The 17653-nt window shown below is 72.4% G+C and carries 17 protein-coding genes; 14 read left to right on the forward strand and 3 right to left on the reverse strand.

The window, feature by feature from the left end; translation table 11 throughout:
- Nucleotides 1-96 precede the first annotated feature (96 nt).
- On the forward strand, nt 97-2073 hold the full coding sequence (gene thrS, locus ACIQD7_RS24235; protein WP_121831728.1) for a threonine--tRNA ligase: 1977 nt from the start codon (nt 97-99) through the stop codon (nt 2071-2073).
- Nucleotides 2074-2088: 15 nt separating this feature from the next.
- Here the strand turns inward: thrS and ACIQD7_RS24240 are convergent, their stop codons facing one another.
- A complete protein-coding gene (locus ACIQD7_RS24240; RefSeq protein ID WP_402444145.1) occupies nt 2089-2781 on the reverse strand; it encodes a potassium channel family protein in 693 nt (230 codons plus the stop codon).
- Between the two features lie 65 nt (nt 2782-2846).
- Between ACIQD7_RS24240 and ACIQD7_RS24245 the strand changes: the two genes are divergently transcribed.
- The gene (locus ACIQD7_RS24245; RefSeq protein WP_121831726.1) at nt 2847-3410 is read left to right on the forward strand and encodes an HIT domain-containing protein; all 564 of its coding nucleotides are present in this window, start codon (nt 2847-2849) and stop codon (nt 3408-3410) included.
- Nucleotides 3411-3514: 104 nt separating this feature from the next.
- Here ACIQD7_RS24245 and ACIQD7_RS24250 read toward each other — a convergent pair whose 3' ends face one another.
- Together ACIQD7_RS24250 and ACIQD7_RS24255 are read right to left on the reverse strand one after the other, a co-directional pair.
- The gene (locus ACIQD7_RS24250; protein WP_237529186.1) at nt 3515-5173 is read right to left on the reverse strand and encodes a hypothetical protein; all 1659 of its coding nucleotides are present in this window, start codon (nt 5171-5173) and stop codon (nt 3515-3517) included.
- A gap of 187 nt (nt 5174-5360) precedes the next feature.
- Entirely contained in the window at nt 5361-7580 is a 2220-nt protein-coding gene (locus ACIQD7_RS24255; protein ID WP_402444147.1) for an elongation factor G-like protein EF-G2, read from the reverse strand.
- A 309-nt stretch (nt 7581-7889) separates the two neighbouring features.
- Here ACIQD7_RS24255 and pgsA point away from each other — a divergent pair, with 309 nt between their 5' ends.
- The 12 genes from pgsA (at nt 7890) to yajC (ending at nt 17511) form a co-directional block, all read left to right on the forward strand.
- Nucleotides 7890-8552: a phosphatidylinositol phosphate synthase gene (gene pgsA / locus ACIQD7_RS24260; RefSeq protein WP_121831723.1), complete on the forward strand. Its 663-nt coding sequence runs from the start codon at nt 7890-7892 to the stop codon at nt 8550-8552.
- On the forward strand, nt 8549-9478 hold the full coding sequence (locus ACIQD7_RS24265; protein ID WP_402444149.1) for a phosphatidylinositol mannoside acyltransferase: 930 nt from the start codon (nt 8549-8551) through the stop codon (nt 9476-9478). Before pgsA ends, ACIQD7_RS24265 begins: the two co-directional genes overlap by 4 nt.
- Complete coding sequence (locus tag ACIQD7_RS24270) at nt 9475-10629, forward strand: glycosyltransferase family 4 protein (protein ID WP_351973155.1); 1155 nt, start codon at nt 9475-9477, stop codon at nt 10627-10629. The genes ACIQD7_RS24265 and ACIQD7_RS24270 overlap by 4 nt, the downstream gene beginning before the upstream one ends.
- Nucleotides 10630-10777: 148 nt before the next feature.
- On the forward strand, nt 10778-11419 hold the full coding sequence (locus tag ACIQD7_RS24275; protein WP_402444150.1) for an N-acyl homoserine lactonase family protein: 642 nt from the start codon (nt 10778-10780) through the stop codon (nt 11417-11419).
- A gap of 11 nt (nt 11420-11430) precedes the next feature.
- Nucleotides 11431-11973 carry a hypothetical protein gene (locus tag ACIQD7_RS24280; RefSeq protein WP_121831720.1) on the forward strand — a complete coding sequence of 181 codons (543 nt, stop codon included), beginning with the start codon at nt 11431-11433 and terminating at the stop codon, nt 11971-11973.
- 115 nt (nt 11974-12088) lie between these two features.
- On the forward strand, nt 12089-13003 hold the full coding sequence (pdxS, locus tag ACIQD7_RS24285; RefSeq protein WP_121831719.1) for a pyridoxal 5'-phosphate synthase lyase subunit PdxS: 915 nt from the start codon (nt 12089-12091) through the stop codon (nt 13001-13003).
- Nucleotides 13004-13009: 6 nt separating this feature from the next.
- Nucleotides 13010-13603 (forward strand): pyridoxal 5'-phosphate synthase glutaminase subunit PdxT, encoded by a 594-nt coding sequence (gene pdxT, locus ACIQD7_RS24290; protein ID WP_402444152.1) that lies wholly within the window; start codon nt 13010-13012, stop codon nt 13601-13603.
- 62 nt (nt 13604-13665) lie between these two features.
- Nucleotides 13666-14418, forward strand: coding sequence for a YebC/PmpR family DNA-binding transcriptional regulator (locus ACIQD7_RS24295; RefSeq protein ID WP_121831717.1), 753 nt, complete (start codon nt 13666-13668; stop codon nt 14416-14418).
- A gap of 109 nt (nt 14419-14527) precedes the next feature.
- Nucleotides 14528-15094, forward strand: coding sequence for a crossover junction endodeoxyribonuclease RuvC (ruvC, locus tag ACIQD7_RS24300; protein ID WP_402444154.1), 567 nt, complete (start codon nt 14528-14530; stop codon nt 15092-15094).
- Nucleotides 15091-15720, forward strand: coding sequence for a Holliday junction branch migration protein RuvA (gene ruvA / locus ACIQD7_RS24305; protein ID WP_161372427.1), 630 nt, complete (start codon nt 15091-15093; stop codon nt 15718-15720). Before ruvC ends, ruvA begins: the two co-directional genes overlap by 4 nt.
- A gap of 50 nt (nt 15721-15770) precedes the next feature.
- Nucleotides 15771-16871 carry a Holliday junction branch migration DNA helicase RuvB gene (gene ruvB / locus ACIQD7_RS24310; RefSeq protein ID WP_402444155.1) on the forward strand — a complete coding sequence of 367 codons (1101 nt, stop codon included), beginning with the start codon at nt 15771-15773 and terminating at the stop codon, nt 16869-16871.
- Between the two features lie 166 nt (nt 16872-17037).
- Nucleotides 17038-17511: a preprotein translocase subunit YajC gene (gene yajC, locus ACIQD7_RS24315; RefSeq protein WP_121831713.1), complete on the forward strand. Its 474-nt coding sequence runs from the start codon at nt 17038-17040 to the stop codon at nt 17509-17511.
- The last annotated feature ends 142 nt before the right edge of the window (nt 17512-17653 follow it).

Raw genomic sequence — 17653 nt, forward strand, 5'->3', positions numbered from 1 at the left:
GACCGTAAGATCGGCGGTGCGCGGCACCTCGTCTCTGCCGCGCGCCACCGACGCCGGCACCTCGTGTCTGCCGGCGCCCCGATGTATGGAGTACCCGTGTCTGATGTCCGTGTGACCGTCCAGTCCGCCTCGGAAGCAGAGGAGAGGGCGGTGAGCGCGGGCACCACCGCCGGCGCCCTGTTCGCCGACGACCGTACGATCGTCGCCGCCCGCGTCGGCGGTGAGCTGAAGGACCTGTCGTACGAGCTCGCCGACGGCGATGTCGTCGAGGGCGTCGAGATCTCCTCCCCGGACGGTCTCGACATCCTGCGCCACTCGACCGCGCACGTCATGGCCCAGGCCGTGCAGGAGCTCTTCCCCGAGGCCAAGCTGGGCATCGGCCCGCCGGTCCGGGACGGCTTCTACTACGACTTCGACGTCGACAGGCCCTTCACCCCCGAGGACCTCAAGGCCGTCGAGAAGAAGATGCAGGAGATCCAGAAGCGCGGGCAGAGGTTCGCCCGCCGCGTGGTCTCCGACGAGGCCGCCCGCGAGGAGCTGGCCGACGAGCCGTACAAGCTGGAGCTCATCGGCATCAAGGGCTCCGCGTCGACCGACGACGGCGCGAACGTCGAGGTGGGCGGCGGCGAGCTGACCATCTACGACAACCTCGACGCCAAGACCGGCGAGCTGTGCTGGAAGGACCTCTGCCGCGGTCCGCACCTGCCCACCACCCGGAACATCCCGGCGTTCAAGCTGATGCGGAACGCCGCCGCGTACTGGCGCGGCAGCGAGAAGAACCCGATGCTCCAGCGCATCTACGGCACCGCCTGGCCGTCGAAGGACGAGCTGAAGGCCCACCTCGACTTCCTCGCCGAGGCCGAGAAGCGCGACCACCGCAAGCTGGGCAACGAGCTGGACCTCTTCTCCATCCCGGACGAGATCGGCTCCGGCCTCGCGGTCTTCCACCCCAAGGGCGGCATCATCCGCCGGGTCATGGAGGACTACTCGCGCAGGCGCCACGAGGAGGAGGGCTACGAGTTCGTCTACTCGCCGCACGCCACCAAGGGCAAGCTGTTCGAGAAGTCGGGTCACCTCGACTGGTACGCCGAGGGCATGTACCCCCCCATGCAGCTCGACGAGGGCGTGGACTACTACCTCAAGCCCATGAACTGCCCGATGCACAACCTGATCTTCGACGCGCGCGGCCGCTCGTACCGTGAGCTGCCGCTGCGCCTGTTCGAGTTCGGCACCGTGTACCGGTACGAGAAGTCCGGCGTCGTGCACGGCCTGACCCGGGCCCGCGGCTTCACCCAGGACGACGCGCACATCTACTGCACCCGCGAGCAGATGGCGGAGGAGCTCGACAAGACCCTCACCTTCGTCCTCAACCTGCTCCGCGACTACGGTCTGACCGACTTCTATCTGGAGCTGTCGACCAAGGACCCGGAGAAGTACGTCGGCTCGGACGAGGCGTGGGAGGAGGCCACCGCGGTCCTCCAGCAGGTCGCCGAGAAGCAGGGCCTCCCGCTGACCCCCGACCCGGGCGGCGCCGCGTTCTACGGCCCGAAGATCTCGGTGCAGGCGCGGGACGCCATCGGCCGGACCTGGCAGATGTCGACCGTGCAGCTCGACTTCAACCTGCCGGAGCGCTTCGACCTGGAGTACACCGCGCCGGACGGCACCAAGCAGCGCCCGGTCATGATCCACCGCGCGCTGTTCGGCTCGATCGAGCGCTTCTTCGCGGTGCTCCTGGAGCACTACGCGGGCGCGATGCCGCCGTGGCTGGCGCCCGTGCAGGCGACCGGCATCCCGATCGGCGACGCGCACGTCGAGTACCTGCAGGAGTTCGCCGCGAAGGCGAAGAGGCAGGGGCTGCGGGTGGAGGTCGACGCCTCCTCGGACCGGATGCAGAAGAAGATCCGCAACGCCCAGAAGCAGAAGGTCCCGTTCATGATCATCGCGGGTGACGAGGACATGGCCGCCGGTGCCGTCTCCTTCCGCTACCGCGACGGTTCGCAGGAGAACGGCGTCCCCGCCGACGAGGCCCTCGCCAAGATCGCCAAGCTCGTCGAGGACCGCGTCCAGGTCTGACGGACCGGAGCGCGTTCAGGAGGCCCCCGGGGAATCCCCCGGGGGCCTCTTCTCGTCCTCCCTCGAGAACGCCTGGATCAGCCAGGACGAGAACGAGCCCGTCACCGCCCCGAGCAGCGCCAGGCCGCAGGCCATCAGGCCCACCGCCGTCACCCGGCCCATCGGCGTCACCGGCGACACGTCCCCGTACCCCACCGTCGCCAGGGTCGCGCAGGTCCACCACACCGCGTCGCCGAAGGTGCGGATGGTGGCGCCGGGGGCGTCCACCTCGTGGTGGTAGACCGTGAGCGCGCCCGCGAAGCCGAGCAGGGCCACGTTCAGCCCGGCGTAGAGCATCACGCGGCCGTGCAGGCTGAGCCGCGGCTCGCCCCGGCGGCGCTGCTGGACCCGGCCGTACGCGCTCACCATCCGTACCGGCCGCAGCAGGGGCAGCAGCAGGACCACCGTGTCGAGGAGGTGGGTGCGCAGGAAGCGGAGCGGGGAGAGGCCGCTGAGCCGGAGCCGTACCGCGTAGTCCACGCCGAAGACGGCCCAGCAGGTGAGGGTCACGGAGAGGCAGAGGTCGAGCCAGTCCTGGGGGAGGCGGTGGCGGGCGAGGACCCGGACTGCGTAGGAGGCGAGGAAGGCGGTGGAGGCCACGGCGAGCGGGATCTCCATGCGGCGGTCCCAGTGCTCCTGCCGGGCCGGTGTCGGTGGCCTGTCGCTCATCGCATCAGCATGGACGGCGGATGGATCCTCCGCCCCGGCGACACGTTCCGAACGGACGACGCAATATGCTGCACGGCATGACGACTGAGCCGGAGCAGCAGATCGGAGTGGGGACGCAGGACGCGTTCCAGCGCCTGTGGACGCCTCACCGGATGGCCTACATCCAGGGCGAGAACAAGCCGACCGGGCCGGGTGCCGAGGACGGCTGTCCGTTCTGCTCGATTCCGTCGAAGTCGGACGAGGACGGCCTGGTGATCGCGCGCGGCGAGAGCGTGTACGCGGTCCTCAACCTGTACCCGTACAACGGCGGTCACCTCATGGTCGTCCCCTACCGGCACGTCGCCGACTACACGGACCTGGACGCGGCGGAGACGGCGGAGCTGGCCGACTTCACCAAGCGGGCGATGGTGGCGCTGCGGGCGGCCTCCGGCGCGCACGGCTTCAACATCGGCATGAACCAGGGCGCGGTGGCGGGTGCGGGCATCGCCGCGCACCTGCACCAGCACGTGGTGCCGCGCTGGGGCGGGGACACCAACTTCATGCCGGTCGTCGGGCACACGAAGATCCTGCCCCAGCTGCTCGCGGACACCCGGCAGATGCTGGCCGACGCCTGGCCGGCCGCGGTCTGATCCGTACGGCGGCTCGTACGAAGGCTTGTGTGAAGGCTTGTACGACGGGAAGACCCGGACCCCCGCACACAAGGGGGTCCGGGTCTTCCCGTCGTACGGGCCGGTCAGGCGTCGTAGACGTCGGCCTTCCGGGGGCTCGCGTCCTGGGTGCCGCCGCTGAGGACGAGCGAGCGGTTGGTGAAGCGCTCGGTCTCGACGTTGTGCTCGTCGAGGACCTTGATGGTGGCCGCGTGGACCGCGCGCAGGACCGGCGTCGCCATGCGGATGGCGTCGTCGGCCATGAAGCGGTTCCTCCAGAGCGGCCCGGCCCAGACGTGGCGCAGGCCGAAGGGCTCCGGCAGGACGAGCTTGCCGCCGAGGAACTCCAGGACCGGCGGGAACCAGGTGAGCGGGGCGCGGACGGCCGTCCGGACGACGTCGTCGGTGGTGGTCAGCGGCAGCTTGACCTCGCGGGTCTCCCAGAAGCGGACGGACTTGGAGACCGTCTTGCTCTTCCCCGCGGGCTTCTCGCTGAAGAGGCCGTGGACGGGGCCGAGGGCGTGGCCGGTGACCTCCACGCGGAGCGTGTGGAGGAGGGAGGTCACGGTGACCATCATGGTGAGGACGAGGTTCCCGTCCCAGAGGGTGAACTGCACGCCGAGGTAGTGGCGGTTGCCCGCGCCGAACTGCTGGTCGTTGCAGATGCGCTGTATCTCGTGGGGCTTCACCTGGTAGTGGACGATGTTGTCGCCCTCGGGGCGGCTGACGGAGTCGGCCCCCTCGCCCACCGGGGAGACGATCCAGTGCTTCACCGTCGGCTTGGGGAAGCCGGTCTTGAGCGAGCCGCGCTCCAGGAGGGTGAGCTGCTCGTGGATCTTGCGGACGACGTCCCAGGCGCGGAAGTCGTGGATCTCCTTGCCGGCCTTGGGGACGATCTCCTCGGCGAGCGTCCAGCTGCCCCAGCGGGTGCCCAGGCCGAGGATGCCCTTGGGGCCGGCGTAGAAGACGACGTTGGACTGCTGCTCGGCGGAGAGCTTCTCCAGGTTCTGGCGGAGTTCCTCGGCGGCCTTCTCGCCCGGGTCCCGGGGCGCCGCCTCGGGGATCTTGGCGCCGATGCCGCCGCCGCCGAGCAGGGCGCTCCAGCGCTCGCGCAGCTCGACGGCGGTCTTCTCGCAGACGCGGCGGGCGAGGAACCAGCCGATGACCGGGGCGATCAGCATGGCGCGCAGATAGGTCGGCAGGATCCCGGCGAAGGGCAGCTTGAACATCACGAGCAGGGCGAGGAACCCGGCGGCGACGAGCACCGCGTTGCCGAGGAAGCCGGTGCGCTTGTTGTCGGAGCCGGCGGCGAAGCGGCGGAGCTGGATGACGGCGAGCCAGAGGAGCAGGCCGGGCAGGAAGAGGACTCCGCAGACGAGCGTGATCAGGGTCAGCTTCACGTCCCGCTGCTTGCGGATGCGGTTGGCGGCGAGGCAGTGGACGACCACCGGCTGGGGCTCCACGCCGAAGGACTGGACGAGGGCGCCGCGCGCGCCGCCGAGCATCCGCACCTGGACGGCGCGGGAGAAGGCCTCGCCGAGGTCGGGGCGGAAGAGCTTGTGCCACTTGCCGGGGGTGACCTTCGACTTGTACAGGTCGTTGTCGGCGTCCAGGATCTTGTCGACGGGGCCGTCGCGGTACGCGGCGGAGGCGAGGGCGTGGGTCGCCGCCGTCTGCCCGTCCGAGCCCTGGAGGGGGATCTGCGCCCCGAGACCGAAACCGTCCATCGCCACTGCCGCCCCCATCGCGCCGAGTCCCTGTGCGGGCTGTTTCCCAACTGCGGTGCCCCGCACACCTTCTGAGCTGGGCACCCCAGCGTAACCGGGTACCCCCCGACGCGTCACCGGAGTGCGCGGGGACGGCCGAATGCCGTCCGCCCCGCGGCGGCGGAACGGGAGGCCTCGGCCGTCGGGCCGTCAACCGGGATCCGTTTCAGGTCCGTTGCCGGATCTTCTCCGCCAGGTGGGGCGGCATCGGTTCGTGCCGGGCGTACGCGCGGTCGAACCGTCCGGTGCCGTGCGACACGGACCTGAGGTCCACCGCGTACCGCACGATCTCGGTCTCCGGCACCTCGGCCCGCACGAGGGTCCGTCCCGGGCCCGCCCGGTCGGTGCCGACGACGCGGCCGCGCCGTCCCGAGAGGTCGCTCATGACCGGGCCGACGTACTCGTCGGGGACGAGGACCCCGATCTCGTCCACCGGCTCCAGGAGGTGGACGGGGACGCCGGCGGCCGCCTCGCGCAGGGCGAGGGCGCCGGCGGTCTGGAAGGCGGCGTCGGAGGAGTCGACGGAGTGGGCCTTGCCGTCGCGCAGGGTGACCCGGACGTCGACGAGCGGATGACCGGTGGCGATCCCGCGCGCGGCCTGGGCGCGCACGCCCTTCTCGACGGAGGTGACGAAGGGGCGCGGGACCGCGCCGCCGACGACCTCGTCGACGAACTCGACGCCGCTGCCCGGCGGCAGCGGCTCCACGTCGATCTCGCAGACGGCGTACTGGCCGTGGCCGCCGGACTGCTTGACGTGCCGGCCCCGGCCGGAGGCGGCGCTACCGAAGGTCTCGCGCAGCGCCACCTCGTAGGGCACGGCGTCGACCCGTACGCCGTGGCGCTCGCGGAGGCGTTCCAGGGCGACGTCCTGGTGGGCCTCGCCCAGGCACCACAGGACCGTCTGCCGGGTGTCCGGGTTCTGTTCGAGCCGCAGGGCCGGGTCCTCGGCGACCAGCCGGGCGAGGCCCTGGGAGAGCCGGTCCTCGTCGGCCTTGCCGTGGGCGCGGACGGCGAGCGGCAGCAGGGGTTCGGGCAGGGTCCACGGCTCCATCAGGAGCGGGTCGGCCTTGGCGGAGACGGTGTCGCCGGTCTCCGCGTGCCCGAGGCGGGCGACGCAGGCGAGGTCCCCGGCGACGCAGTGCGCCACGGGGCGCTGCTGTTTGCCGAAGGGGGAGGTGAGGCCGCCGATCCGGTCGTCCGCCTCGTGGAGGTCCCGCTCTCCGGGGTCGGGGGCCGGGCCCGTGCGGTCCGCGAGGCCGTGGCCGGAGACGTGGACGGTCTCGTCGGGGCGCAGGGTGCCGGAGAAGACCCGGACGAGGGAGATCCGGCCCACGTAGGGGTCGGTGGCGGTCTTGAGGACCTCGGCGACCAGGGGGCCCTCGGGGTCGCAGACGACCGGGGGCCGGGGCTGTCCGTCGGGGGTGGTGACGGCGCGCGGCCCGTGCTCCAGGGGGGAGGGGAAGCCGCGGGTGATCAGGTCCAGGAGTTCGACGGTGCCGAGGCCCTGCGTGCCGCCGTCGGCGGCGGGGGCGGCCGCGAGGACCGGGTGGAAGACGCCCCGGGTGACGGCCTTCTCCAGGTCCTCGACGAGGGTCTCGGGGGCGATCGGCTCGCCGCCGAGGTAGCGGTCCATGAGGGTCTCGTCCTCGCTCTCGGCGATGATCCCCTCGATGAGCCGGGCGCGGGCCTCCGCGATCAGTTCCCGTCGGCTCTCGTCGGGCGGTTCCTCCCGGCGTGCGCCCGTGGAGTAGTCGAGGATCCGCTCCGGGAGCAGGCCGATCAGGCCGGTCGCGGGCGCGTGCCCGTCGGCGCCCTCGGGGCCGTACACGGGGAGGTGGAGGGGGAGGACGGCGTCCGGGTCGTCGCGGCCGAAGAGTCCGGCGCAGACGCCGGTCAGCTCGGCGAAGCCGGTGCGGGCGGTGTCGAGGTGGGTGACGACGACGGCGCGGGGCATCCCGACGGCGGCGCACTCCTCCCAGAGCGCGCGCGTGGAGGCGGCGACGGCGTCGGCCTCCTGGGCGGCCGAGACGACGAAGAGGGCCGCGTCCGCCGCGCGCAGACCGGCCCTCAGCTCCCCGACGAAGTCGGCGTACCCGGGGGTGTCGATCAGGTTGACCTTGCGGCCGTCCCAGCCGACCGGGACGATCGAGAGCTGGACGGAGCGGTGGCGGCGCCGCTCGATCTCGTCGTGGTCCGAGACGGTGCCGCCGTCCTCGACGCGTCCGGCCCGGTTGAGCGCGCCCGCGGTCTGCGCGAGGGCCTCGACGAGCGTCGTCTTGCCCGATCCGCTGTGGCCGACCAGCACCACGTTCCGTATGTCCGAGGGCCGGTCGGCCGTCGGAGCCCTGCCGGCGGCCCCGGCGGGTGTCTTCGCCCTGTCACCCATGACGTGTTTCCTCCCGACTGCTCGCACGGTGCGGCGGGACGCGGGCGCGGGGGAGCGGGGGTGTCGCGGCGGTGCGGCTGCGGTACGGCTTCCGCGGTGCCCGCGGTGCCTTGCGGTGGTCCTTCGAGCTTGGCACCGACACCGGGGCGCGTCCATCGGTCGGGGGCCCTCGCACCGCGTCCGCCGGGCTCCCGGGGGGACGCCGACGCGGCGGGGCGGGTACCCGCCGGTAGCCGGGGGCGCGCGTGGCTACGATGGGCGGGCCGGTGGTCGTAGGGGCCGCGCGGCCCACCGAACCTCGGGAAGGCCATGCTGAACAAGTACGCGCGTGCCTTTTTCACGCGTGTCCTCACACCGTTCGCCGCGTTTCTGCTCCGCAGGGGCGTCAGCCCCGACGCGGTCACGCTCATCGGCACGGCGGGGGTGATGGCCGGTGCGCTGGTCTTCTTCCCGCGCGGAGAGTTCTTCTGGGGCACGATCGTCATCACCCTGTTCGTCTTCTCCGACCTCGTCGACGGCAACATGGCCCGGCAGGCGGGGATCTCCAGCCGCTGGGGCGCCTTCCTGGACTCGACGCTCGACCGGGTCGCGGACGGCGCGATCTTCGGCGGCTTCGCGCTCTGGTACGCGGGCAAGGGCGACGACAACGTGATGTGCGCCGTGTCGATCTTCTGCCTGGCGAGCGGCCAGGTCGTCTCGTACACCAAGGCCCGCGGCGAGTCGATCGGCCTGCCGGTCGCCGTCAACGGTCTGGTCGAGCGCGCCGAGCGGCTCGTGATCTCCCTGGTCGCCGCCGGACTCGCCGGACTGCACGCCTTCGGCGTCCCCGGCATCCAGGTGCTGCTGCCGATCGCCCTGTGGATCGTCGCCGTCGGCAGCGCGGTCACCCTGGGGCAGCGGGTGGTCACCGTACGGCGGGAGTCGGCCGAGGCGGACGCCGCCGCGGCCGGGGGCGGCGGGGCGGCCTCGTGAGCGACCTCAAGGACCGGCTGAGCGACGGGCTGTACGGCCTGGGCTGGGCGACCGTGAAGAAGCTGCCCGAGCCGGTGGCCGCGGGCCTCGGCCGGCGGATCGCCGACCTCGCGTGGAAGCGGCGCGGCAAGAGCGTCCTGCGCCTGGAGTCCAACCTCGCGCGCGTGGTGCCGGACGCCACGCCCGAGCGGCTCGCCGAGCTGTCGAAGGCCGGTATGCGCTCGTACATGCGGTACTGGATGGAGTCCTTCCGGCTGCCGACCTGGAGCAAGGAGCGGGTCGAGCGCGGGATAGACATCAAGGACATCCACTATCTGAAGGAGGGCCTCGCCTCCGGGCGCGGGGTCGTCCTTGCCCTGCCGCACCTGGCGAACTGGGACCTCGCGGGCGTGTGGGTGACCCGCTCGCTCGGCGTGCCGTTCACCACGGTCGCCGAGCGGCTGAAGCCGGAGTCGCTGTACGACCGGTTCGTCGCCTACCGCGAGTCCCTGGGCATGGAGGTCGTGCCGCACACCGGGGGCTCCGCCTTCGGCAGGCTGGCGCGGCGGCTGCGGGCCGGCGGCCTGGTCTGTCTGGTCGCGGACCGGGACCTGTCGGCCTCCGGCACCGAGGTCACGTTCTTCGGGGACACCGCGCGGATGCCGGCGGGCCCGGCGATACTCGCCCAGCAGACGGGCGCCCTGCTGCTGCCGGTGACGCTCTGGTACGACGACACGCCGGTCATGAAGGGCCGGGTCCACCCGCCGGTGGAGGTGCCCGAAGCGGGTACACGGGCGGAGAGGACGGTGGTCATGACCCAGGCCCTGGCCGACGCCTTCGCCGAGGGCATCGCGGACCACCCGGAGGACTGGCACATGCTGCAGCGGCTGTGGCTCGCGGACCTGGAGGACCAGGGGACGGGCGAACGGGAGGGCGGGGCGGAGTGAAGATCGGGATCGTCTGCCCGTACTCCTGGGACGTGCCGGGCGGCGTCCAGTTCCACATCCGCGACCTCGCCGAGCACCTGATCCGGCTGGGCCACGAGGTCTCCGTCCTGGCCCCGGCCGACGACGAGACCCCGCTGCCGCCGTACGTGGTCTCGGCCGGGCGGGCCGTCCCCGTGCCGTACAACGGCTCGGTGGCCCGGCTCAACTTCGGCTTCCTGTCCGCCGCGCGGGTGCGGCGCTGGCTGCACGACAACGGCTTCGACGTCGTCCACATCCACGAGCCGACCTCGCCGTCGCTGGGGCTGCTCACCTGCTGGGCGGCGCAGGGGCCGATCGTGGCGACCTTCCACACCTCGAACCCGCGCTCGCGGGCGATGATCGCCGCGTATCCGATCCTCCAGCCCGCCCTGGAGAAGATCAGCGCGCGGATCGCCGTGAGCGAGTACGCGCGGCGCACGCTCGTCGAGCACCTGGGCGGCGACGCCGTCGTCATCCCCAACGGCGTCGACGTGGACTTCTTCGCCCGCGCCGAGCCGAAGAAGGAGTGGCAGGGCGAGACCCTCGGCTTCATCGGCCGGATCGACGAGCCCCGCAAGGGCCTGCCCGTCCTCATGAAGGCGCTGCCCCGCATCCTCACCGAGCGGCCCGGGGCGCGGCTCCTGGTCGCCGGGCGCGGCGACGAGGAGGAGGCGGTGGCGTCGCTGCCGCGCGAGATGCGGTCCCGGGTGGAGTTCCTCGGCATGGTCAGCGACGAGGACAAGGCGCGGCTGCTGCGGAGCGTCGACGTGTACGTGGCGCCCAACACCGGTGGCGAGAGCTTCGGGATCATCCTGGTCGAGGCGATGTCGGCCGGCGCGCCCGTGCTCGCCGCCGACCTGGACGCCTTCGCGCAGGTCCTCGACCAGGGCGGCGCGGGCGAGCTCTTCGCCAACGAGGACGCGGACGCCCTCGCGGACGCGGCGATCCGCCTCCTGGGCGACGAGGCCCGCCGCACCGAACTGAGCACCCGCGGCTCGGCCCACGTCCGCCGCTTCGACTGGTCCACCGTCGGCGCGGACGTCCTCGCGGTCTACGAAACGGTCACGGACGGCGCGGCGGCGGTGGACACGGACGAACGCGCGGGCGGGCTGCGGGCGCGGCTGGGGCTGTAGGGGCCGGTCCCGCGCCACGCCTGCGCGGTGCGGGCCGCCCCGTGTCCGAGTGGCGAGGGCCGGACAGCGGAACCAGGGCCCCGGAGCGGAGCCGTACGCCCCCGGCTGAACCCGCCCGCCCGCCGGGGCCGCGGTGGATCCTGGGGCGATGACTCCGATCACCGTGCACCGGCTCGACCTCGGGCACTTCACCCGTCCCGCCGAGGAGTGGGGCGGGCCCCACGCGCGCGTGGAGCCCGTCCTCGGCTACCTCGTGCGGCACGCGCGCGGGGCGCTCCTCCTCGACACCGGCATGGGCACCGGCTCGCCCGAGACCGACGCCCACTACCGACCGGTCCGCAAACCGCTCACCGTCGGCCCCGCCGACGTGGACGCCGTAGTCAACTGCCACCTGCACTTCGACCACATCGGCGGCAACCAGCGTTTCCCCGGCACTCCCGTCCTCGTCCAGCGCACCGAACTCGCCCTCGCCCGCGCCGGCGGGCACACCATCGACTCGCTCCTGCCCGGCGTCCGGTACGAAGAGCTGGACGGCGAGCACGAGATCGCGCCCGGCGTCCTCGTCGTGCCCACGCCCGGCCACACCGAGGGGCACCAGTCACTCCTCCTCGACCACGGCGACCGCGTGACCGTCCTCGCGGGCCAGGCGTACGACTTCGCGGCGGAGTTCGGGATCCCGTACCGCCCCTGGCTCGACCGGCTCGCCGAACTGGCCGGCGGCCGTCCGACCCGCGTCCTGTTCGCCCACGACCACGCCCTTTGGGAAGGCGTGCCGCCCCCGCCCCGGTAGCCTGTGCGCCCGTGACCCAAACCCTGATCTGGACCGTCGTCGCGCTGATCGTCATCGGCGTCTACCTCAGCTGGACCGCCGGGCGGCTCGACCGGCTGCACTCGCGGATCGACGCGGCGCGCGCGGCCCTGGACGCGCAGTTGCTGCGCCGGGCCTCGGTCACGCAGGAACTGGCCACCTCCGGGGTCCTCGACCCGGCCGCCTCGATCGTGCTGTACGAGGCCGCGCACGCGGCCCGGCAGGCCGAGGAGGACCAGCGGGAGGTCGCCGAGAGCGAGCTCAGCCAGGCGCTGCGGGCCGTCTTCGGCGAGCCCGAGCAGATGGACCTCGTACGGGAGGCCCCCGGCGGCGAGGAGGCCGCGGGGGAGCTCGCGCAGGCCGTGCGCCGGGTGCCGATGGCCCGCCGCTTCCACAACGACGCCGTACGGGCCGCCCGCGCCCTGCGCCGCCACCGCACGGTCCGCTGGCTCCGGCTCGCGGGCCACGCCCCCTTCCCGCTGGCCTTCGAAATGGACGACGAGCCCCCGGTGGCCCTTGCCGATCGCCCGGCTTGATCGTTCTCACCTGCGAAAACGATCCACCGGGTCCACATTGGCCCTTGCCGTGGCCCGCGAGTGGACTGTTTCCTCGTCTCTGTCGTCAACCCCCGTTGTCACCAGTGAGGTATCCGTGTCCACCACGCCTTCCACCCCCTCCTCGTCCCCCGAGACCGGCACCGCGCGCGTGAAGCGCGGCATGGCCGAGCAGCTCAAGGGCGGCGTGATCATGGACGTGGTCAACGCCGAGCAGGCGAAGATCGCCGAGGACGCCGGCGCCGTGGCCGTCATGGCCCTGGAGCGGGTCCCCGCGGACATCCGCAAGGACGGCGGTGTGGCCCGCATGTCCGACCCGAACATGATCGAGGAGATCATCGGCGCGGTCTCCATCCCGGTGATGGCCAAGTCCCGCATCGGCCACTTCGTCGAGGCCCAGGTCCTCCAGTCCCTCGGCGTCGACTACATCGACGAGTCCGAGGTCCTCACCCCGGCCGACGAGGTCAACCACTCCGACAAGTGGGCCTTCACCACCCCCTTCGTCTGTGGCGCCACCAACCTGGGCGAGGCCCTGCGCCGCATCGCCGAGGGCGCGGCCATGATCCGCTCCAAGGGCGAGGCCGGCACCGGCAACGTCGTCGAGGCCGTCCGCCACCTGCGCCAGATCAAGAACGAGATCGCCAGGCTGCGCGGCTTCGACAACAACGAGCTGTTCGCCGCCGCCAAGGACCTCCGCGCCCCGTACGAGCTCGTCAAGGAGGTCGCCGAGCTCGGCAAGCTGCCGGTCGTCCTCTTCTCCGCCGGTGGCGTCGCCACCCCCGCCGACGCCGCGCTCATGCGCCAGCTCGGCGCCGAGGGCGTCTTCGTCGGCTCCGGCATCTTCAAGTCGGGCGACCCGGCCAAGCGCGCCGCCGCCATCGTGAAGGCCACCACCTTCTACGACGACCCGAAGGTCATCGCGGACGCCTCCCGCAACCTGGGCGAGGCCATGGTCGGCATCAACTGCGACACCCTCCCCGAGGCCGAGCGCTACGCCAACCGGGGCTGGTAAGCACCGATGAGCAGCACTCCCGTCATTGGTGTCCTGGCCCTCCAGGGCGACGTACGGGAGCACCTGATCGCCCTGGCCGCGGCGGACGCCGTGGCCAGGCCGGTGAGGCGCCCCGAAGAGCTCGCCGAGGTCGACGGCCTGGTCGTTCCCGGTGGCGAGTCCACCACCATCTCCAAGCTGGCCGCGCTCTTCGGCCTCATGGAGCCGCTCCGTGAGCGCATCGCCGCCGGCCTCCCGGTCTACGGCACCTGCGCCGGCCTGATCATGCTCGCCGACAAGATCCTCGACCCGCGCTCGGGCCAGGAGACCTTCGGCGGCATCGACATGATCGTCCGCCGCAACGCCTTCGGCCGGCAGAACGACTCCTTCGAGGCCGGCGTCACCGTCGCGGGCATCGAGGACGGCCCCGTCGAGGGCGTCTTCATCCGGGCCCCCTGGGTGGAGTCGGTCGGCGCGGACGTCGAGGTCCTCGCCGAGCACGGGGGCCACGTCGTCGCCGTACGGCAGGGCCGGGCGCTCGCGACCTCGTTCCATCCCGAACTCACGGGCGACCACCGCATCCACGCCCTGTTCGTCGACATGGTGCGCGCGGCGGGCTGATCCGATCCCGGTAGGATCTCTGGGGTTCGTTCAGAAAAGGGTTACGCGAAGGAGACAGGCAGATGTCCGGCCACTCTAAATGGGCTACGACGAAGCACAAGAAGGCCGTGATCGACGCCAAGCGCGGCAAGCTCTTCGCGAAGCTGATCAAGAACATCGAGGTCGCGGCCCGCACGGGCGGCGCCGACCCCGAGGGCAACCCGACCCTCTTCGACGCCATCCAGAAGGCGAAGAAGAGCTCGGTCCCGAACAAGAACATCGACTCCGCGGTCAAGCGCGGCGGCGGCCTCGAGGCCGGCGGCGTCGACTACGCCACGATCATGTACGAGGGCTACGGCCCGAACGGCGTCGCGGTGCTCATCGAGTGCCTCACCGACAACCGCAACCGCGCCGCCTCCGACGTGCGCGTGGCCATGACCCGCAACGGCGGCTCCATGGCCGACCCGGGCTCCGTCTCGTACCTGTTCAACCGCAAGGGCGTCGTCGTGCTCCCCAAGGGCGAGCTGACCGAGGACGACGTCCTGGGCGCGGTCCTCGACGCGGGCGCCGAAGAGGTCAACGACCTCGGCGAGTCCTTCGAGGTCATCAGCGAGGCCACCGACCTGGTCGCGGTCCGCACCGCGCTCCAGGAGGCCGGCATCGACTACGACTCCGCCGACTCCAGCTTCGTCCCGACCATGCAGGTCGAGCTGGACGAGGAGGGCGCGCGCAAGATGTTCAAGCTGATCGACGCGCTCGAGGACAGCGACGACGTGCAGAACGTCTTCGCCAACTTCGACGTCAGCGACGAGGTCATGGCGAAGGTCGACGCCTGATCACCTGCTTCACGCGGCGGGCCGACGGGGACACGCTCCCGTCGGCCCGCCGCGTTGTCGGTGGCAGCCGATAGCCTGCTCAAACAGGAGATCGAAGAGAGGGGGCGACGTGCGTGTACTCGGAGTGGACCCCGGGCTCACCCGGTGCGGCGTCGGCGTCGTCGAGGGCGTCGCCGGCCGGCCCCTGACCATGCTCGGCGTCGGAGTGGTGCGGACGCCCGCGGACGCCGACATCGGGATGCGCCTGGTCGGCATCGAGCGGGGCATAGAGGAGTGGATCGACCGCTTCTCGCCCGAACTCGTCGCCGTGGAGCGGGTGTTCAGCCAGCACAACGTCCGCACGGTGATGGGCACCGCCCAGGCCAGCGCGGTCGCCATGCTCTGCGCCTCCCGCCGCGGCATCCCCGTCGCCCTGCACACCCCCAGCGAGGTCAAGGCCTCCGTCACCGGCAGCGGCCGCGCCGACAAGGCCCAGGTCGGCACCATGGTGACCCGGCTGCTCCGGCTCTCCGAGCCGCCCAAGCCGGCCGACGCCGCCGACGCCCTCGCCCTCGCCATCTGCCACATCTGGCGGGCCCCCGCCCAGAACCGCCTCCAGCAGGCCGTCGCCGCACAGAACCGTCTCCAGGAAGCGGCCGCCCGGCACGCGTCCGCAGTGAAAGGCCGAACCCGATGATCGCCTTCGTCAGCGGCCCGGTCGCCGCCCTCGCCCCCACCACGGCCGTCATCCAGGTCGGCGGCGTGGGCATGGCCGTCCAGTGCACCCCGGCGACCGTCGCCGGACTGCGGATCGGCGAGGAGGCCCGGCTCGCCACCTCCCTCGTCGTCCGCGAGGACTCCCTCACCCTGTACGGCTTCGCCGACGACGACGAGCGGCAGGTCTTCGAGCTCCTCCAGACCGCCAGCGGCGTCGGCCCCCGCCTCGCCCAGGCCATGCTCGGCGTGCACAGCCCCGACGCGCTCCGCCTCGCCGTCTCCACCGGCGACGAGAAGGCCCTGACCGCCGTCCCCGGCATCGGGAAGAAGGGCGCGCAGAAGCTCCTGCTCGAACTGAAGGACAAGCTCGGCTCGCCCCTCGGCAGCAGCGGCCTCGTCGGCGCCCAGCGCGTCGCCTCCGGCCCCGCCCCCTGGACCGAGCAGCTCGCCGCCGCCCTCATCGGCCTCGGCTACGCGAGCCGCGAGGCCGAGGAGGCCGTCGGCGCCGTCACCCCGCAGGCCGAGGCCGCCCTCGCCGAGACCGGCACCGCCCCCGTACCGCAGCTGCTCCGCGCCGCCCTGCAGACCCTCAACCGCGCCCGCTGACCACCCCCGACCCCGCCCGGCCGGGCCGTACGAACGAGAAGGCATCCACCGTGAACTGGGACGACGACACCACCGCCGAGGCACCCGACGCCGAGGCGCGCATCGTCGGCGCCGCCGCCGAGAGGGACGACCAGGCCGTCGAGGCGGCCCTGCGCCCCAAGGACCTCAGCGAGTTCGTCGGCCAGGAGAAGGTCCGCCAGCAGCTCGACCTGGTCCTCAAGGCCGCCCGGCAGCGCGGCGCCACCGCCGACCACGTCCTGCTCTCCGGCGCCCCCGGCCTCGGCAAGACCACCCTCTCGATGATCATCGCGGCCGAGATGAACGCGCCGATCCGCATCACCTCCGGCCCCGCCATCCAGCACGCCGGCGACCTCGCCGCGATCCTCTCCTCCCTCCAGGAGGGCGAGATCCTCTTCCTCGACGAGATCCACCGCATGTCCCGGCCCGCCGAGGAGATGCTCTACATGGCGATGGAGGACTTCCGCGTCGACGTCATCGTCGGCAAGGGCCCCGGCGCCACCGCCATCCCCCTCGAACTGCCGCCCTTCACCCTCGTCGGCGCCACCACCCGGGCCGGACTCCTGCCGCCCCCGCTGCGCGACCGCTTCGGCTTCACCGCCCACATGGAGTTCTACGACCCGTCCGAGCTCCAGCGCGTCATCCACCGCTCCGCCGGACTCCTCGACGTCGAGATCGACCCGGCCGGGGCCGCCGAGATCGCCGGCCGCTCCCGCGGCACCCCCCGCATCGCCAACCGCCTGCTGCGCCGCGTCCGCGACTACGCCCAGGTCAGGGCGGACGGAGTGATCACCCGCGAGATCTCCGAGGCCGCCCTCAGCGTCTACGAGGTCGACGGCCGCGGCCTCGACCGGCTCGACCGCGCCGTCCTGGAGGCCCTCCTCAAGCTCTTCGGCGGCGGACCGGTCGGCCTGTCCACCCTCGCGGTCGCGGTGGGGGAGGAGCGCGAGACCGTCGAGGAGGTCGCCGAACCCTTCCTCGTACGCGAGGGTCTGCTGGCCCGCACGCCCCGTGGTCGCGTCGCCACGCCCGCCGCCTGGACGCACCTCGGACTCGTTCCGCCGCAGGCAGCGGGCCCGGGCGGCGCGGGAAGCGGCACGGGAACGGGACAACAGGGGCTCTTCGGGGCGTGACGGAGCGGACACTCGCCCGGACCGGAACCGGGGTGCGATGCTGGACGTTGTTCCATCGATGCGGACTCGCCTAGACTCCGCCGATGCCGCCCCTTTCCGGTCGGCGCGCCCACCCCCGAAGATCAGGCCGCGGGTTCTCCGCGACCGTGCGAAGGAAACCCGTCCCGTGAGCATCGTGACCCTCCTCCCCTTCATCGTCCTCATCGGGGCCATGTTCCTGATGACCCGCTCCGCCAAGAAGAAGCAGCAGCAGGCGGCGCGCATGCGTGACGAGATGCAGCCCGGCACCGGCGTACGCACGATCGGGGGGATGTACGCCACCGTCAAGGAGATCGGCGACGAGACCGTCCTCCTCGAGGTCGCCCCGGGCGTGCACGCCGTCTACGCCAAGAACGCGATCGGCGCGGTCCTCGAGGACTCCGAGTACAACCGGATCGTCCACGGCGACGACGACACCGAGGAGTCCTCGGACTCCGCCGCCGTCGTCCCGGACGACGCCTCCTCGCTGACCGGTGGCGCCACCGACGTCACGGCCGAGGACGCGCCCAAGGCCGACCTGACGAAGAAGTCGGACGCGGCCGAGGCCGTGGCCGAGGGGGAGAAGGACGGCAAGACCGACGGCGAGACCGACGCGAAGTAATCGCGACCGGGGGACCGCGCGCCCCCCCCCCCGCGGGGGCGCCCCCCCCCCCGGGTGCACCGCTGGGGGGGGTGGTGCCCCCACAAACATCGGGGGCCGGGCGCGCCCCCCCCGGGCGCGCCGGGGGGTCAGGGCGGTTAAA

Origin of the sequence: Streptomyces sp. NPDC093071, from assembly GCF_044754545.1 — a bacterium.
In the GTDB taxonomy this organism is placed as follows: domain Bacteria; phylum Actinomycetota; class Actinomycetes; order Streptomycetales; family Streptomycetaceae; genus Streptomyces.